Genomic DNA, 14,464 nt, shown 5'->3' on the forward strand with positions numbered 1-14,464 from the left:
AGGGGGCCTTCTGTTTGCCGGCATTTTTTACGTTACACGCGCGCACGGAGCCTGCCTGCCCGCCGAAAGTCACCTGCTCAAATGCTCCAACGTGTCCCGCAACGGCAGACTCGAAATCACGATCGGCCCGGTGAACGGCGTATCCAGATCCACGATCACATAAACCGCCGAAGCAATCGACACCGCTCCCAGCGTGATCGTCACCAGCGCCAACGCATTGCGCGGCGCGATCAACCCGAAGCTCAGAAAAATCACGCCTAGCCAGAACGTCAGCGTCCAGAAGAACGGCTGCGAAATCGAGCTGTGCGCTTCCTCGATGATCTTCCAGCGCGCGTCGATGACGCGCCGGTACTGAATCAACGCGTCATCGAGCGCGCGTTGCTGCAACGCATCCTGCGTGCGCAGTTGTCGCAATTGCCTCCCCACCGTGGTCAGCATGTCGCCCAGACGGACGTTTTCGAGTTGCTGCGAATTGTCGGGTGAACCGAGATCGCGCGGGTAGTCGCCGCTCGGCGCGGGCTCGCGCGGCCACGTCGACGCGATCGCCGCCGCTGTGTACTGGCGCAACAGGCGCCGCGACTCGTCGGCCGCGCTGCCGAGCTCACGCAGCGTCGTGTCGAATTCGATCAGCTCGGCCGCATAGGTGCGCATATCGTTCGACGCCGTATCGAAGCTCGATTTCGCCGATGCCGTCATCAAACCCAGCACCAGCGCGGCGAACGTCACCAGCATGCCGATCACGAGCTGCACGAGCTGTACGGTCTCGTGCGCCTTGTGCTCCTCCGGCAGCAGCGGCCGCACCCCGACGCCGAGGCCGGTGGCGATCAGCAGCAGCGCGAACACGAGTACGGCCGAACCGATTTCCGACATGGGCGCGCTCCGGACGGGCTTCGAGACTTCATTGATGTAACGCAAGCGGGGCGAGCGATCAACCATAAAGTTTTCGACCGATACGCCGTTGTCCTCAATGTGCTGTTTGCTTAATTTTCAGACAAGTTGCGGACCGGGCCGAACGGCGTGGGCGCAGCCTGCGTGGCCATGCAGCTATCGTCAACGATACGGAACCATCGGCCGGGCAGCCCAAGGAGACCAGTCCGATGTTGAAAAAGCTGTCGATTCGCACCAGCCTCACTCTGATGATCGTGTTCTTCGGCATCGTGCTGCTGCTCGGCGCGGCTGCGGGATTGTTGTCGCTGCGCTCGTCGAACGCGTCGCTGCAGCAGATGTACACGGTCGACACGCCCGCCGTCGCGGACCTCGAAGGCAGCTCCGGCCAGCTGCTGCGCCTGCGTCTGGCGCTTGCGACCTACGCGTCGCTCGTCGCGCTCAACGACCAGGACGGCGCGAGCGCGGTGCTCAAGCGCTTCGATCAGTACCGCAAAGCCTCCGACGAGCGGCTTGCCCACTATTTGAGCCATGCGGGCACGGATGCCGATGAGCAGCATCTGATCGCCGACATGCAGCAAAAGCGCGACGCGTTTCTGCGCGATGGCGTCGATCCGACGCTCGCCGCGCTGAAGTCGGCCGACACCAACGCCTTCCAGCAATTGCAGGCGCATAAGCTGCCGTCGCTGTACAGCGCGTACGAGAAGGCCATGCTCGCACTCGAGCAGTTGCAGCTCGATCATGGCGCACAGCGCTATAAGGATGCGCAGGAGCTGTTCTACGCGATCTGCACCGCGGTGGCGATCGGCATTGCGCTGTCGCTGGTCGGCGGCTTGCTCGCCCGCTTCGTGCTCGTGCGCGCGATCGTCGCGCCGGTCGATGCGACGATCGCGCAGTTCCAGCGCATCGCCAACGGCGACCTGAGCGGCCGCGTCGAAGTGCTCGGCGGCAACGAAATGGGTCGTCTCGCGGCCGCGCTGCGCAAGATGCAGGAGTCGCTGATCGCGACCGTCAACGCGGTTCGTCAAGGCACCGAATCGATCGATACCGGCGTCAGCGAGATCGCAGCGGGCAACGCCGATCTGTCGCAACGTACCGAGGAGCAGGCCGCGGCGCTCGAGGAAACGGCCGCCAGCATCGAAGAGCTGACCTCGACGGTCAAGCAGACGGCCGACAACGCGAAGCAGGCGAGCACGCTCGCGCAGGGCGCCTCGACGCTGGCCGCGCAGGGCGGCGAGTTGACCGAGCAGGTGGTCGGCACGATGCACGGCATCGTCGACGATTCGCGGCGGATTGCCGATATCGTCGGTGTGATCGAGGGGATCGCGTTCCAGACCAACATCCTCGCGCTGAACGCCGCGGTCGAGGCGGCGCGCGCCGGCGAGCAGGGACGCGGCTTCGCGGTCGTCGCGAGCGAAGTGCGCTCGCTCGCCCAGCGCAGCGCGGCGGCGGCCAAGGAGATCAAGGGCTTGATCGATGCGTCGACCGCGCGCGTGGAGCAGGGCTCGCAGCTCGTCGAACGCTCGGGCACGACGATGAACGACATCGTCGGCGCGATCGCGCGCGTCAGTTCGATCATGAACGAGATCGCGGCGGCAGCGCTCGAACAGAGCACCGGCATCGATCAGGTCAATCGCGCGGTCGGTCAGATGGACGAGGTCACCCAGCAGAACGCGGCGCTCGTCGAGCAGGCGGCCGCGGCGGCGAGTTCGCTGGAAGATCAGGCACGGCGCCTGTCGGCGGCAGTGGCGGTGTTCCGGACCGGCAGCGAGTCGCGCGGCGGTGTTGCGGCGCCGGGCACGAAGCGCGCGGGCGGTGTCGGCGCGCGGAGCCTGGATAGCGAGTTTGTGGCGGCGTGACGCGAGCCGTTGCGCTGCGTCACCGCGCACCTTCCCACTACTGCATGGCCGCGTAATACCTCGACACGGCGTCCATTTCCTCGGGCGTCATCTGCCGCGCGACATGGCGCATCTGCTCGTTGATGTCGTTGTGCCGAGCGCCCGAAGCGAACGCTTGCAACTGCGCGGTCAGATAGGCCGCCGACAGTCCGCCGAGCCACGGTGCCGCGCCTTTGCGGTCTAGCTGTCCATGACACGCCGCGCACGGCGCGATATTGCGTTGCGGATCGCCCTGCATCACGAGCCTGACAGCAATCGGATCGGGTCCTTCGCCGGCCCGGGTTTTCTCGGCCGCCGGAGCGAGCGGGAGCGACGCGTAGTAGGCGGCCAGATCGTGCAGATCCTGGTCGCTGCGTCCCGCGATGATCTCCTGCATCACCGCGCTTGGCCGCTGGCCGCTCTGAAAGTCGCGCAGTTCCTTGTAGATCGCGTCGGCGTACTGTCCGGCTAGCGGCGGCGCGGTGACCTGCACGGTAGCGAGCACGCCGTGGCACATCGAGCAGTGCTGATTAGCAAGCGTCGCGCCGCGGCCGATCGAATCCGCCAACGGGTGGTTCGCGCCTGAAGGCGGCAATACGACGACGTCGCTCGGCACTTGGCTCTTCTCGTTGCCGCTGTACCAGCTCGACGGCACGCCGGCGGCGCCGCAAATCCTCGCCCACAGGCTTAGGTCGCCGAATGCGCTGCTAGCCGACGGCAGCCATACGAAGCCGATCAGGATCGCGACGATCGCGATCGCAACCGTGCCGCCGACGCTCCACACGAACCACGGATTGCGCAGGGTGAACAGGCGTTCTTCATTCATCGCGGCGCTCCGACGACGACTGCCGGCACCGAAGTCTGCGGCAGTCTGAGCAACTGGACGATCGGGAAGCTGTAGTTGACGGCCGTGAGCCCGATCATCAGCGCGACCCACAGGCCGAAGCCGTTGAGCGCGACCGGCACGCGCTCGACCGGGTGCGCCGCGACCGCGAAGCGGAACGCCGGCGGTTCTTCCACGGGGCCGAGCTGCGATTTCGCGAGGATATAAACGAACTGCAGGCCGGACACCAGCAGGATCAGGCCGCCCACCGCCGACATGACGACCCACACGCCCTGTCCCTGCACGCCGGGCATCGCGTAGTCGTAATAGGCCATGCGGCGCGGCGCGCCGAGCAGGCCGACCCAATGCCACGGTATCGTGACCACCATCATGCCGATGAACCACAGCCACAATTGCGTACGCATCAGTTTCACCGACACGATCGCGCGGCCGGTCAGTTGCGGCCACAGTTCGTACGCGATCACGAAGTACATGATGACGATCGCGCCGCCGAAAATCAGGTGGAAGTGGCCGGTCACCCACTGCGTGTTGTGCACGGTCGAGTTCAGCTGATAGCTCATGTTGATGAGGCCGCCCGCGCCGCCGAAGCCGAGCATCACGAACGAGAACGCGACTGCCAGCATGATCGGGTTGCTCCACGGCAACGCGGTCAGCCAGCCGAGCGCGCCCTTGCCGCCGCGCAGCCGGCCGGCGATTTCCACCGACGCGCAGATCGTGAACACGGTCAGCAGCGTCGGCACCGACACCATGCCGGTGAACACCGCATGCACGAACTTGAAGCCAGCGCCGACTTGCGGATCGACGAACAGGTGATGGATGCCGATCGGCATCGCGAACACGAGGAACAGGATGAACGACACCCGCGCCATCGAGTCGCTGTAGAGCCGTCCGCCGATCGAGCGTGGCACCAGCGTGTAGAACGCGATGTAAGCCGGAAACAGCCAGAAGTACACGATCGCGTGCAGCGTCCACGAGAACAGCACGCGGGCGAGGCCGGCGTCGATCGTATGGGCGAAGCCTAGCGCGACCGGCAGGATCTGGAACAGGATCTCGAGCGCCGCGCCGACCGCGGTCCAGGCCCACAGGTACGCGCCCGCGACGTTCGCGAACATCGCGAGCGGCACGGGCTTGCCTGGGTTCGCACGCTTCCAGATGCGCAGGTTCACGTGCATCAGCGCGACCCAGATCCACGAGCCGACCACTACGAGCACGACGCCGAGGTAGTAGAACGGACTGCCGACCATCGGCGGATAGAACGTGTAGAGCACCGAGGCGCGGCCGAGCGCGACCGGCACCATCGCCATCACCGCGCCGACCAGCAGCATGATGAGCGCGGCCCACGCCCATTTGAGGCCGACGAGGCGCTGCCCGAGCGAGAGTTCGACGATCGCGTAGCCGAAGGCCATCGCGACCAGCGTCGGCATCACGTAGGCCATCACGGTGCCGTGCGCGGTGACCGAACGGTAGTACAGCTCAGGATCGCCGATCCACGGCAACAGGGGACTGCGCACCAGCATCTGCCATGCGCCGAGACATAGCGCGATCGCGAACGTGATGAAGGCGAGCCAGAAATGCGCGAGTACGAGTCGCTTAGCGTGGAACACAGCTCAGTCTCCGTGATTGTCGTGCCTGCTCCAAGAAGGCGGCTTTGTCGATCACCTTCACGTGCGCCCACATGGTCTGATGGCCGAAGCCGCAGAACTCGTGGCACGGCATCGCGTGATCGGCGGGATGGTCGAACTGCGTGTTCAGCGTCGCGACGTAGCCGGGCACGACCATCGTGTTGATGTTGGTGTCGGTGACGAGCAGGCCGTGCACGACGTCGGCGCTGGTGGTGCGGATCGTGATCGGCGTATCGGCGGGCACCAGCAGACATTGCGGCGTGAACGAGTACTGCTGCGCGACGAAGCGCACGATCACCGAGCCGTCCGGCTGCACCGCGCTGCCGAGGTTGTCTTCGGCGAATTCGCCGGATAGCTGCAGGCGCGACGGATCGATCGTCTCGACGCGCGACGGCGGCATCATCGACCAATGCACGCCCACGAACACGATCACGGCGAGCATCAGCACGATCAGCGCGACCGCGAAGATCGCCCAGCGCCGCTCGGCGCGCAATGCGACCGCATGGCCGCTACCGGGTTGATGAGAGGAGTCGGTCGACATGGTCAGTGGATGATGCCGCGCGGCAGAAACGCGAAAAAGTAGAAGGCGAACCAGATCAGCATCACGATGACGGCGGCGACGCCGGCCAGCGCGATCGCGCCGCGCGGACCGGACGCGACGACGTGTTCGACTTCGTCGTCGGTCGGGGGAGCGGCGCTGGGGGGAGCGTTCGCTTTCATGTCGATGGTTCTCCTATGCGGCGCTTCGGTGTGGCCCTTTCGGGACGGCAACTCAATGCAGCGGTGCCTTGCGCAGCTCGTTGACCTCGCGGGCCGTCACCGGCAGCCCGTGATTGCCCCACGCGGTGCGGATGAACGTGACGACGGCGGCCGCTTCGGCGTCGTTCAGCTCCTGGCCGAACGGCGGCATGCCGAACGGCTGCGGATTGCGTTTGGTGCCCGGCGGGAACCCGCCGTTCAGCACGATGCGGATCGGATTGACCGCTGAGTCCATTTCGATCGACTGGTTGCCCGCGAGCGGCGGGTAGTGCGGCAGCTGTCCTTCGCCGTTGTCGCCGTGGCAGATCGCGCACTTGTCAGCATAGATCTGCTTGCCGAGCGCGAACACCTTCGGGTTCGGCGTCGCGCTCGGACCGGTCTTGCGGCCGCCCTGGTCGGGCAGCGACTTCAGATAGACGGCCATCGCGCGGATGTCTTCCTCGCTCAGATGCTGCAGGCTGTGATAGGTGACCTCGGCCATCGGGCCGTAGACTGCGCCGCGATTGGAGATGCCCGCCTGCAGCAGATCGACGATGTCCTGGATGCTCCAGTCGCCGAGGCCGCCGTCCTTGTCCGAAGTGAGCGACGGCGCGTACCAGTTCTGCACCGGAATCAGCCCGCCCGCGAACTGCTCGCGCGGCGACGAACCGCCCAGCATGTTGATGCGCGTGTGGCACATCGTGCAGTGCCCGAGCCCCTCGACCAGATACGCGCCACGATTCCATTCGACCGATTTGGTCGGGTCGGGCTTGAACTCACCCTCGTGGAAATACAGCGTGCGCCAGCCGTACAGCAGATCGCGCTGATTGAACGGGAAGCGTAGCGTGTGCGGGTGATTCGGCTGACGCACCGGCTCGACGGTCTTCAGGAACGCGAAGATCGCGTCCGAGTCCTCGCGCGTGACCTTCGTGTACTGGGCGACCGGCATTGCCGGATAGATCGGCGCGCCGTCCGGCTTGCGGCCGGTGCGCATCATCTTGAAGAACGCTTCCTCGCTCCACGTGCCGATGCCGTACTGCGGGTCCGGCGTGATGTTCGGCGAGTACAGCGTGCCGAACGGCGTTTCCATCGCGAGCCCGCCGGCGAACAGCCGGCCGCGCGGCGCGGTGTGGCACGCGATGCAGTCGCCCGCGCGCGCAAGGTATTCGCCGCGTCTGACGATCTCGGGGCGAGTGTCGGAACTGGTTCCAGCCGTGGCAGTTGCTTCCGCGCCTTGGGGCGCGGCGGTCGCGGCATGCGCCGGCGTCGCGAGTGGTCCATGGACCATTAACGCGAGCGCGAAGCTGCCGGTTGCAAGGACGCTAGCCATGCTTGCCGGGCGCAGCCAACCGGACGGGCGGAGTGTCGGCTTCATTGCGGTTGGCTCCCGCAAGCGAGGGGCAGCCGCTCGGCGGATGCCGGTGCGGGCCGGGGATCGGGGGGACGCGGCTGGCGCGCGAGCCAGTTCGATACCGCGGCGATGTCGTTGTCGTTCAGCTTGAGCGCGATCGTGCGCATGCAGTCCGGGGCGAGCGCGTGGCGGGTGCCCGAGCGCCATGTGCCCATCTGTCCGGCGATATAGCTCGCGTGCAAGCCGAGCAGGCCCGGAATGCCCGGCTGCGTGCCGGTCATGCGGGCGCCGTGACAGGCGATGCACGCCGGGATGCCGCGCGCCGGGTCGCCATGCGTCACGAGCTTTTCACCGGCGGCAAGCAGCTTCGGCGACAGGGCGGCGCGCTCGGATTCGGGATAGGGCGGCTGCAGGGCCGCGAAGTACTCGCTGATCTGACGCAGGTAGTCGTCGGGCAGGAACGCGAGCAGATAGCCCATCGGCGGATAGGTGCGGCCGCCGTCGCGAAACGCGATCAGCTGGTTGAACAGGTACTCGGCCGGCTTGCCGGCGATGCGCGGGAAGTAGTCGTTTTTGCGTCCCTGGCCCTGCTCGCCGTGACACGACGTGCAAGCGCGTATGCGCTGGTCCATCGATGGCGGCATCGCGCCGGCCGCGTCGGTGGCCGCTAACGCCGCGCCGCTCCATAGCGCTTGAAGCGCGCACAGCACGAACAGGACCGCAGAGCCGATAGTTTTGCGATACACACCGGGCCTCGTTTTGGAACGTTCTTATCGCTCGATTTATATACCCGGCGCGGGTGTGCGGATTGACTCATGAATCCGGAAACGGCGCATCTCGGGACTAGCTGCTTTTAATTGACTTGCTATTAACCGCTATTCGGAACGGGCTTGTTCGGGAACGCGAACTACAGAAGCGCAATGATGATGCAATTGTCCGGCAAAAACTTTGATCTGCGACAATGATCTGCGCTGGATGCGCCTGGGACGGCGGCTTTCGGGCTCCAATGAGCGACGCATGAGGCGCTGAAAAGCGTGTGATATCCAGTAGCAGCGTGCAACAATTTGTTGGATGCGTCAATAGAGAATACAAAGGTAAACAGGCGTTCCGATAATGCGGACCGGCTTGGATGTACGGCTTGGCGCGGTGGATTTTGTTGCGCCTCGGCTTATCGATGTCAATGCATCAGGTTAATGTGATTAGCTGATGTCGATCCATAAATGTTGCTGTGAATTTTATTTGTGCCGGGGTCTAGTCTCGTTTGTGTGGTTTCACGTTTTGCGCAAACGGCCGTGGCTTCATGCGAAGAGTCGCACGAGCGCATCACGTGCATTGCCGACCAGTTCGCTTTCGCCCGGACGCCGCGGCAACAGATGAAACTCGATGGCGGGCAGCGGCGGCAAGCCGATGTTCGCGGCGCACGCGACCACGCCGCCTCCTAGCGACGACTCGTTCAGACAGGAAATCCCCAGCCCCGCCTTCAAAGCGAGCTGCAGCCCCGCGACGCCCGACGCCGAATGCGACACCACATACGCTACCTTGTGTTCGTCGAGCAGCTTGACGACGAAGCGCTGCAGCTGACAGGTCGTCGGCAGCAGCACTAGTTGATACGGTGTGGCGGGGCGGGTGGGGGCATCGGCGCAACTGGCCCATAGCAGCTTTTCGCGCCGCACGACGATGCTCGCGGCACCGGCACCGGCACCGGCACCGGCACCGCGTGCGCGCGGCTGACCGACGACGAGCCGCGCCGACAAACCGATGTCGAACGACGCGTGATCGTCCGCGCCGCTGTCGATCACCGCGCTCGGCAGCACCGTCACGTGCAGCTTCAGCCGCGGATGCTGTTCCGAAAACGTCTTGAGGATGCGCGCGATGTGGTGCGGGCGGTAGTAATCGGTGATTGCGATGCGCAGCTCGCCGTCAAGCGAGCGGCCTTGCAGGTCGTCGAAGGCCGCTTCGCTCATCGCGATGATGCGGCGCGCGTGCTCGAGCAGACGCCCGCCAGCGGGCGTCGGATTCACACCCTGGCGGCCGCGCACGAGGAGCGGCTGGCCGGCGCGCTCCTCGAGCTTTTTCAGCTGCTCGCTTACCGACGACTGTGACAGGAACACGCGCTCGGCGCCCGCCGACACTCCGCCCGATTCGGCGACGGCGACGAAGGTCCGCAACTGCGCAAGGTCGAAACCACGCTGGCTCATGATTCGGTTTTTCCGATGGCAATGATCTGAATTTCCGGCTTTTCCGATGGAATGCCCAGCCGTAGCATACCCGCGAATACATGCGGAGGGTGTGATGGAAAACGGATCTATGACAGCGTCGCGCGGCACCGGCGAGCGCGGCGCGCGGCATCGCTGGAAGGTGCTGGGCGTGGGCTTTGCCGCGAATGCGAGCTTTTCGGCGGCATTTTCGGGAATTCCGACCACGGCAGTGTTCCTGCGCTCGGACTACCACCTCGGCAACCACGGGCTCGGCCTCGTGCTCGGCATGCTCGGGCTCGGCATTGCGGTCAGCGAATTGCCGTGGGGACTGCTGACCGACCGTTGGGGCGATCGTCGCGTGCTGCTGCTCGGCTTGCTGTCGACCGCGGCCGCGCTCGCCGGTCTCGCGCTGTTCGTGGCGCCGGGCGACGCGCAGGTGCCCGGCATCGTTGCGCTCGCGCTCGGGCTGCTGCTGGTCGGACTGCTGGGCGGCAGCGTCAACGGATCGAGCGGCCGAGCCGTGATGGCGTGGTTTCGCGAAGGCGAGCGCGGTCTCGCGATGAGCATCCGGCAAACCGCCGTGCCGGCGGGCGGTGGACTCGGTGCGTTGGTGCTGCCGGTGCTCGCCTCGCACTTCGGTTTTGCGAGCGCTTATGCGGTGCTGGCGTTGGCGTGCGCGATCACCGCGTGGTTCGCGTGGCGCTGGCTTCACGAGCCCGCGCAGGCGACTGCGACGGCCGGCGCAGCGGCGGCCAGCGGGCACGGCGTAGACGCTTCGAACGTCGGCGCGCCGCTGGCGATGCGTTCGCCACTGCGCGACTTCGCAATCTGGCGCGTCGCGCTCGGCGCGGGCGCGCTGTGCGTGCCGCAGATTGCCGTGATCACGTTCGGCACGGTGTTCCTGCACGACTTCGGGCGTGCCGGCGTGTTCGCGATCAGCGTGACGATGGCCGCGGTGCAGACCGGCGCCGCGGTCGCGCGGGTCTGGAGCGGCGCGTGGACCGACCGGCGCGGCAACCGTCGCGCGTATATGCGGGCCTGCAGTCTGCTGACCGCCGTGCTGTTCGTGCTGCTCGCGCTCGCGACCGGGCTCGTCGGCATGCATCGCGCCGGGACGGTCGCGCTGTTCGCGCTGATGATCGTGTTCGGCGGAGTTAGCGCGTCGGCGTGGCACGGCGTCGCGTTCACCGAACTCGCGTCGCTCGCCGGTACGCGCCGAGCGGGCACCGCGCTCGCGATGGGCAACACCTGCGTGTTCCTCACGCTGTTCGTGACGCCGCTCGCGATTCCGGCGCTGCTGTCCATCGGAGCATGGCCGCTGGTATGGAGCGTGGCGAGCGCGTGCGCGTTGCTGGCGTTGCCGGTGTTTCCGCGCGCCGCGCCGACGCGTGCGATGCGCGCGACGCGTGCCTGTGATGCGGCGTGAGACACATGTGAACAGCGCGGGCTTTGCGTTTCCGAATTGGATTTGATTCGATTCGAATAACGGTGCGCATTTTGCTCGGTGGAGCTATAAATTATCCCGATCATTTAACCGGATTAGGAACGCTCCGATTGTCGTGAATTTGCGAGGGTGATGAGATGGCTTTTCCGGCACGTCGCTTGATTGACGCGGCGAAGGTCGACGCCTGACGCCTGCACAGCCACCCCCACACGCATTCCGACCATTCCGATAACGAGCGAGACTAATCGTGACAAATCTTCGAATCATTCTGGCGGACGATCATCCGTTCGTCCTGCTTGGCCTGAAATCGACGCTGGAGGCGCACGAAGGTCTGACTGTCGTCGGTCAGGCGCAGACGCCCACCGCGTTGATCGCGTTGCTGCAACGCACACCGTGCGAGGTGCTCGTCGTCGATCTTTCCATGCCGGAGCCCGCCGGCGAGATTGGCGACGGACTCGGCCTGATCCAGCGCATTCGTGGCGAGTGGCCGTCATTGCGCGTCGTCGTCGTGACCGGGCAGACGAATGCCGCGATGTTGCGCGTCGTCGCCGCCGATGCCGCAGTCAGCGTGGTCGGCAAAGCCGATTCGCTCGAGGAACTGCCGCGAGCCGTCTGCGACAGTGTGCGCGGCGCGCGCTGCCTGGGCCGCTCGGTGGTCGAAACGCTCGAGCGTTCGCAGCCGGACAACGGTCGGTTCGTGTCGGCCCTGCTGTTGTCGAAGCGGCAGACCGACATCGTGCGCAGGCTCGTGAGCGGCGAGTCCATCGTGCAGATCGCGGCGGCGCTCGGCTGCCATCGCCGCACGGTGAGTCGGCAAAAACGTGAAGCGATGGCGCGATTGGGCGTGACCGACGACCCCGCGCTCTTTTCCTGTGTGCGCGCCTGCGGCTCGCTCCTCCTCGAACCAGAAAACTAAGCATCGGGCACGCCGTCGTTCGGTCCATTTCAGAGCGCTCTGATGTTTGTCGCAAAAGAAATGCTCGACCATTGCGTGAGCGCCGGTCACACATAACAGGGTGTCGAGAAATGAAAGTATCGAGGAGCGCCAGAAGATGAACCTCATGGCTGCATCAGGCACGCCTGTTCGAACGATCATTGCGGACGATCATCCGCTGGTTCTATTGGCTATAGAAAATCTGATTGGCAACTATCCCAACCTGAAGGTGGTTGGCCGTGCGGCGGATGTCGCCGAACTATTGATCGAAGTCGATCGCTGTCCTTGCGATCTCGTGCTGATGGATCTTTACATGCCAGGAGGGAACAACGAAAACCGGTTCGACATCGTCAGGCAGTTGAAGGCGCGCTATCCCAACGTGGCGCTCGTCATCCTGACAATGGAAACGGAAGCGGCGACGCTGCGCAAGGTGATGTCGCTGGGCGTGGATGGGCTGCTGAGCAAGCGTGATCGTATCGATCTGATCCATGTGGCGCTGGTCATGGCGCTGGCGCGCGAATGTTATGTCGGTCCGGCGGTGCGCGCCATGCTGGCCGACGTAACCCTGACGCAACGTCTCGACTTCGTGCGCGCCACCCTGTCTCGCCGCGAGTTCGAGGTATTTGCGCAGTACGCGTCAGGGCTCTGCGTCACTGAAATCGCCCTGCGGTTGGGACGTAGTGTGAAGACGATCAGCGCGCAGAAGTGCATGGCCATGCGCAAGCTGTCGCTGAATAGCGACGCCGAACTGTTTCGCTTCGCAGTCGAGTACGGAGTAGTGCCAGACCGGCTTGGTCAGGTCCGCTAACCGGGCGGCAACCTGCCGCGCATGGGCGCGGCGAATAGATCGGCATAACCGGGGAGACACATTTCGTGCGGTATGCCGATCGACACCATAAAAAGTCACGGAACAGAATGACAAACAAGATTCACGTCGTCGTGGCGGACGATCACGACTCCATTCGCGCGGGCGTCCGATCGCTGCTGCGCGACAAGCCGAATATCGAGATTGTCGGCGAAGCTGCCGACACCCGTGGTCTCGCGAAGCTGCTCGAAGCCTGCGCGTGCGACGTCGTCGTGTCGGACATCGGCATGCCGGGACTCGACGGAGATACCAGCGCGGTGCCGCTATTGCGTCGGCTGCTTCGGCGCACGCCGCATCCTCATGTGGTCGTGCTGACCATGATTGGGCGCGCGCATGTGTTGGCCGGGTTGCGCAATATCGGTGTGACGGGAATCGTCGACAAGCGCGACGCCGTGGACGCATTGACCGACGCGATCGAAGCCGTTGCCGCCGGAGGCACCCATCTATCGGAACAGGTTCGTGCCGCACTCGCGGCCGCGGAGCCTACTTCGCCGCGGCGCGGCGGTGCGATGAGCGCACGCGAGTGGGAGGTGTTTCAACTTTATGTGCGAGGCCTCGCGGTGCACGAGATCGCCACACGTCTGCGACGTAGCGACAAAACCATCAGCACGCAAAAACGCAGCGCGATGCGCAAGCTCGGACTGGAAACAGAAGCTGACCTGATCAACTACGCCACTCAGATTGGGCTGATATGAGGCGGCGCGATGGTCACATTTTCTTGCTTGCGACGGCTTTGATGTAGTCCTTATCAGACTTATCTGATTGGCATGGCTTGCGGGAGCCCCTAATAATCCTGGCCGCCGCCGGTCATTGCGCGCCTTGCGCCGCAACTGCCGCTATGGCTAGTTCGTGATCCGATTAGCAATGGATCAAGGAAATCCGGTGCAGACATCTTCGCGCGATCGTTCGGAGTCTGTGCCTCGTACTTGACGGATGGGGTAGAGATGGTTGCGCTAGGCAAGCGATTGTGGAGCGAGGGAGTGGGTACGGCATGGCTCGTGTTCGTCGGCTGCGGCAGTACGGTGTTGGACACCACGGGCATATCGCAGGCTAGTGGCGCGCTGCAGATGTCGTTGGCGTTCGGGCTTGCACTCGCTACTGGCAGCTATGCTTTCGGCAAGATCTCCGGCGCGCATTTCAATCCTGCCGTCACCATCGGTCTGACCGTCGCGCAGCGCTTTCCGGTGCGTGACCTGTTGCCCTATATCGCGGCGCAAATCGGCGGCGCGATAGTCGCCGCGGCGCTTCTCGCCTACCTCGTCAGTGGCCGGCCAGGTTTCGAACTCGCCGCGAGTGAATTCGCGGCGAACGGCTTCGGCGCTCATTCGCCCGCTGACTATCCATTGCATTCGGCGCTCGTCGTGGAAGTCGTGCTGTCGTTCGCGTTTGTCGGGACCTGCCTGCTGGTCGTCGTTCGAAAAGAGTTGGCAACGGTTGCGCCGTTGATCACCGGCTCATGTCTGATGCTCGTCTACCTGGTGTCCATTCCGGTCACCAATGGAGCGGTCAATCCCGCCCGTTCGACAGCGCAGGCAGTGTTCGTCGGCAACTGGGCGCTGGACCAGTTGTGGCTGTTCTGGGCCGCGCCGTTGGCCGGCGCAATCGCGGCTGGCGTGCTGTTTTCGTTTCTGGACGGTCGAGTTGATTCGTCCGCGGTGTCATTGGACGGACAGGGTGACGTTTCGTGAGCGGGGGACGCTACTCAC

Annotated in this window: 14 protein-coding genes; 6 read left to right on the forward strand and 8 right to left on the reverse strand. The window is 64.7% G+C overall.

Features of this window, described 5'->3' with window-relative positions; translation table 11 throughout:
• Nucleotides 1–69: 69 nt before the first annotated feature.
• The gene (locus AB4Y34_RS03685) at nt 70–870 is read right to left on the reverse strand and encodes a hypothetical protein (protein ID WP_176109603.1); all 801 of its coding nucleotides are present in this window, start codon (nt 868–870) and stop codon (nt 70–72) included.
• 227 nt (nt 871–1,097) lie between these two features.
• Here AB4Y34_RS03685 and AB4Y34_RS03690 point away from each other — a divergent pair, with 227 nt between their 5' ends.
• Entirely contained in the window at nt 1,098–2,744 is a 1,647-nt protein-coding gene (locus tag AB4Y34_RS03690; RefSeq protein WP_176382499.1) for a methyl-accepting chemotaxis protein, read from the forward strand.
• A gap of 37 nt (nt 2,745–2,781) precedes the next feature.
• Here AB4Y34_RS03690 and AB4Y34_RS03695 read toward each other — a convergent pair whose 3' ends face one another.
• The 7 genes from AB4Y34_RS03695 to AB4Y34_RS03725 form a co-directional block, all read right to left on the reverse strand.
• Nucleotides 2,782–3,588, reverse strand: a complete 807-nt coding sequence (locus AB4Y34_RS03695) for a cytochrome c (RefSeq protein WP_176382500.1) — start codon at nt 3,586–3,588, stop codon at nt 2,782–2,784.
• On the reverse strand, nt 3,585–5,210 hold the full coding sequence (locus AB4Y34_RS03700) for a b(o/a)3-type cytochrome-c oxidase subunit 1 (protein ID WP_368715271.1): 1,626 nt from the start codon (nt 5,208–5,210) through the stop codon (nt 3,585–3,587). The genes AB4Y34_RS03695 and AB4Y34_RS03700 overlap by 4 nt, the downstream gene beginning before the upstream one ends.
• Entirely contained in the window at nt 5,197–5,769 is a 573-nt protein-coding gene (locus AB4Y34_RS03705) for a cytochrome C oxidase subunit II (protein ID WP_176382502.1), read from the reverse strand. The genes AB4Y34_RS03700 and AB4Y34_RS03705 overlap by 14 nt, the downstream gene beginning before the upstream one ends.
• Nucleotides 5,770–5,771: 2 nt before the next feature.
• The gene (locus tag AB4Y34_RS03710; RefSeq protein ID WP_176382503.1) at nt 5,772–5,948 is read right to left on the reverse strand and encodes a hypothetical protein; all 177 of its coding nucleotides are present in this window, start codon (nt 5,946–5,948) and stop codon (nt 5,772–5,774) included.
• Nucleotides 5,949–6,000: 52 nt separating this feature from the next.
• Nucleotides 6,001–7,341: a cytochrome c gene (locus AB4Y34_RS03715; RefSeq protein WP_176382504.1), complete on the reverse strand. Its 1,341-nt coding sequence runs from the start codon at nt 7,339–7,341 to the stop codon at nt 6,001–6,003.
• Nucleotides 7,338–8,063: a cytochrome c gene (locus tag AB4Y34_RS03720; RefSeq protein ID WP_368715272.1), complete on the reverse strand. Its 726-nt coding sequence runs from the start codon at nt 8,061–8,063 to the stop codon at nt 7,338–7,340. Before AB4Y34_RS03720 ends, AB4Y34_RS03715 begins: the two co-directional genes overlap by 4 nt.
• Nucleotides 8,064–8,615: 552 nt before the next feature.
• A complete protein-coding gene (locus AB4Y34_RS03725) occupies nt 8,616–9,515 on the reverse strand; it encodes a LysR family transcriptional regulator (protein WP_368715273.1) in 900 nt (299 codons plus the stop codon).
• Nucleotides 9,516–9,609: 94 nt separating this feature from the next.
• Here AB4Y34_RS03725 and AB4Y34_RS03730 point away from each other — a divergent pair, with 94 nt between their 5' ends.
• From AB4Y34_RS03730 to aqpZ, 5 genes are all read left to right on the forward strand, one after another.
• Complete coding sequence (locus AB4Y34_RS03730; RefSeq protein ID WP_368715274.1) at nt 9,610–10,941, forward strand: MFS transporter; 1,332 nt, start codon at nt 9,610–9,612, stop codon at nt 10,939–10,941.
• 265 nt (nt 10,942–11,206) lie between these two features.
• Nucleotides 11,207–11,875, forward strand: coding sequence for a response regulator (locus tag AB4Y34_RS03735; RefSeq protein WP_368715275.1), 669 nt, complete (start codon nt 11,207–11,209; stop codon nt 11,873–11,875).
• Nucleotides 11,876–12,011: 136 nt separating this feature from the next.
• Nucleotides 12,012–12,701, forward strand: coding sequence for a response regulator (locus AB4Y34_RS03740; protein WP_368715276.1), 690 nt, complete (start codon nt 12,012–12,014; stop codon nt 12,699–12,701).
• 107 nt (nt 12,702–12,808) lie between these two features.
• Nucleotides 12,809–13,453, forward strand: coding sequence for a response regulator (locus AB4Y34_RS03745; protein ID WP_368715277.1), 645 nt, complete (start codon nt 12,809–12,811; stop codon nt 13,451–13,453).
• A gap of 249 nt (nt 13,454–13,702) precedes the next feature.
• Nucleotides 13,703–14,446 (forward strand): aquaporin Z, encoded by a 744-nt coding sequence (gene aqpZ / locus AB4Y34_RS03750; protein WP_368715278.1) that lies wholly within the window; start codon nt 13,703–13,705, stop codon nt 14,444–14,446.
• Nucleotides 14,447–14,464 lie beyond the last annotated feature (18 nt).

It is taken from the genome of Paraburkholderia sp. BR10954 (assembly GCF_040965775.1).
Taxonomy (GTDB): Bacteria; Pseudomonadota; Gammaproteobacteria; order Burkholderiales; family Burkholderiaceae; genus Paraburkholderia; species Paraburkholderia youngii.

Bases quoted from the DNA above. Each gene is read 5' to 3' on its own strand.
- aqpZ (WP_368715278.1), top strand. From the start codon at position 13,703: ATGGTTGCGCTAGGCAAGCGATTGTGGAGCGAGGGAGTGGGTACGGCA.
- AB4Y34_RS03725 (WP_368715273.1), bottom strand. From the start codon at position 9,515: ATGAGCCAGCGTGGTTTCGACCTTGCGCAGTTGCGGACCTTCGTCGCC.
- AB4Y34_RS03730 (WP_368715274.1), top strand. From the start codon at position 9,610: ATGGAAAACGGATCTATGACAGCGTCGCGCGGCACCGGCGAGCGCGGC.
- AB4Y34_RS03745 (WP_368715277.1), top strand. From the start codon at position 12,809: ATGACAAACAAGATTCACGTCGTCGTGGCGGACGATCACGACTCCATT.
- AB4Y34_RS03705 (WP_176382502.1), bottom strand. From the start codon at position 5,769: ATGTCGACCGACTCCTCTCATCAACCCGGTAGCGGCCATGCGGTCGCA.
- AB4Y34_RS03715 (WP_176382504.1), bottom strand. From the start codon at position 7,341: ATGAAGCCGACACTCCGCCCGTCCGGTTGGCTGCGCCCGGCAAGCATG.
- AB4Y34_RS03695 (WP_176382500.1), bottom strand. From the start codon at position 3,588: ATGAATGAAGAACGCCTGTTCACCCTGCGCAATCCGTGGTTCGTGTGG.
- AB4Y34_RS03740 (WP_368715276.1), top strand. From the start codon at position 12,012: ATGAACCTCATGGCTGCATCAGGCACGCCTGTTCGAACGATCATTGCG.
- AB4Y34_RS03690 (WP_176382499.1), top strand. From the start codon at position 1,098: ATGTTGAAAAAGCTGTCGATTCGCACCAGCCTCACTCTGATGATCGTG.
- AB4Y34_RS03710 (WP_176382503.1), bottom strand. From the start codon at position 5,948: ATGAAAGCGAACGCTCCCCCCAGCGCCGCTCCCCCGACCGACGACGAA.
- AB4Y34_RS03685 (WP_176109603.1), bottom strand. From the start codon at position 870: ATGTCGGAAATCGGTTCGGCCGTACTCGTGTTCGCGCTGCTGCTGATC.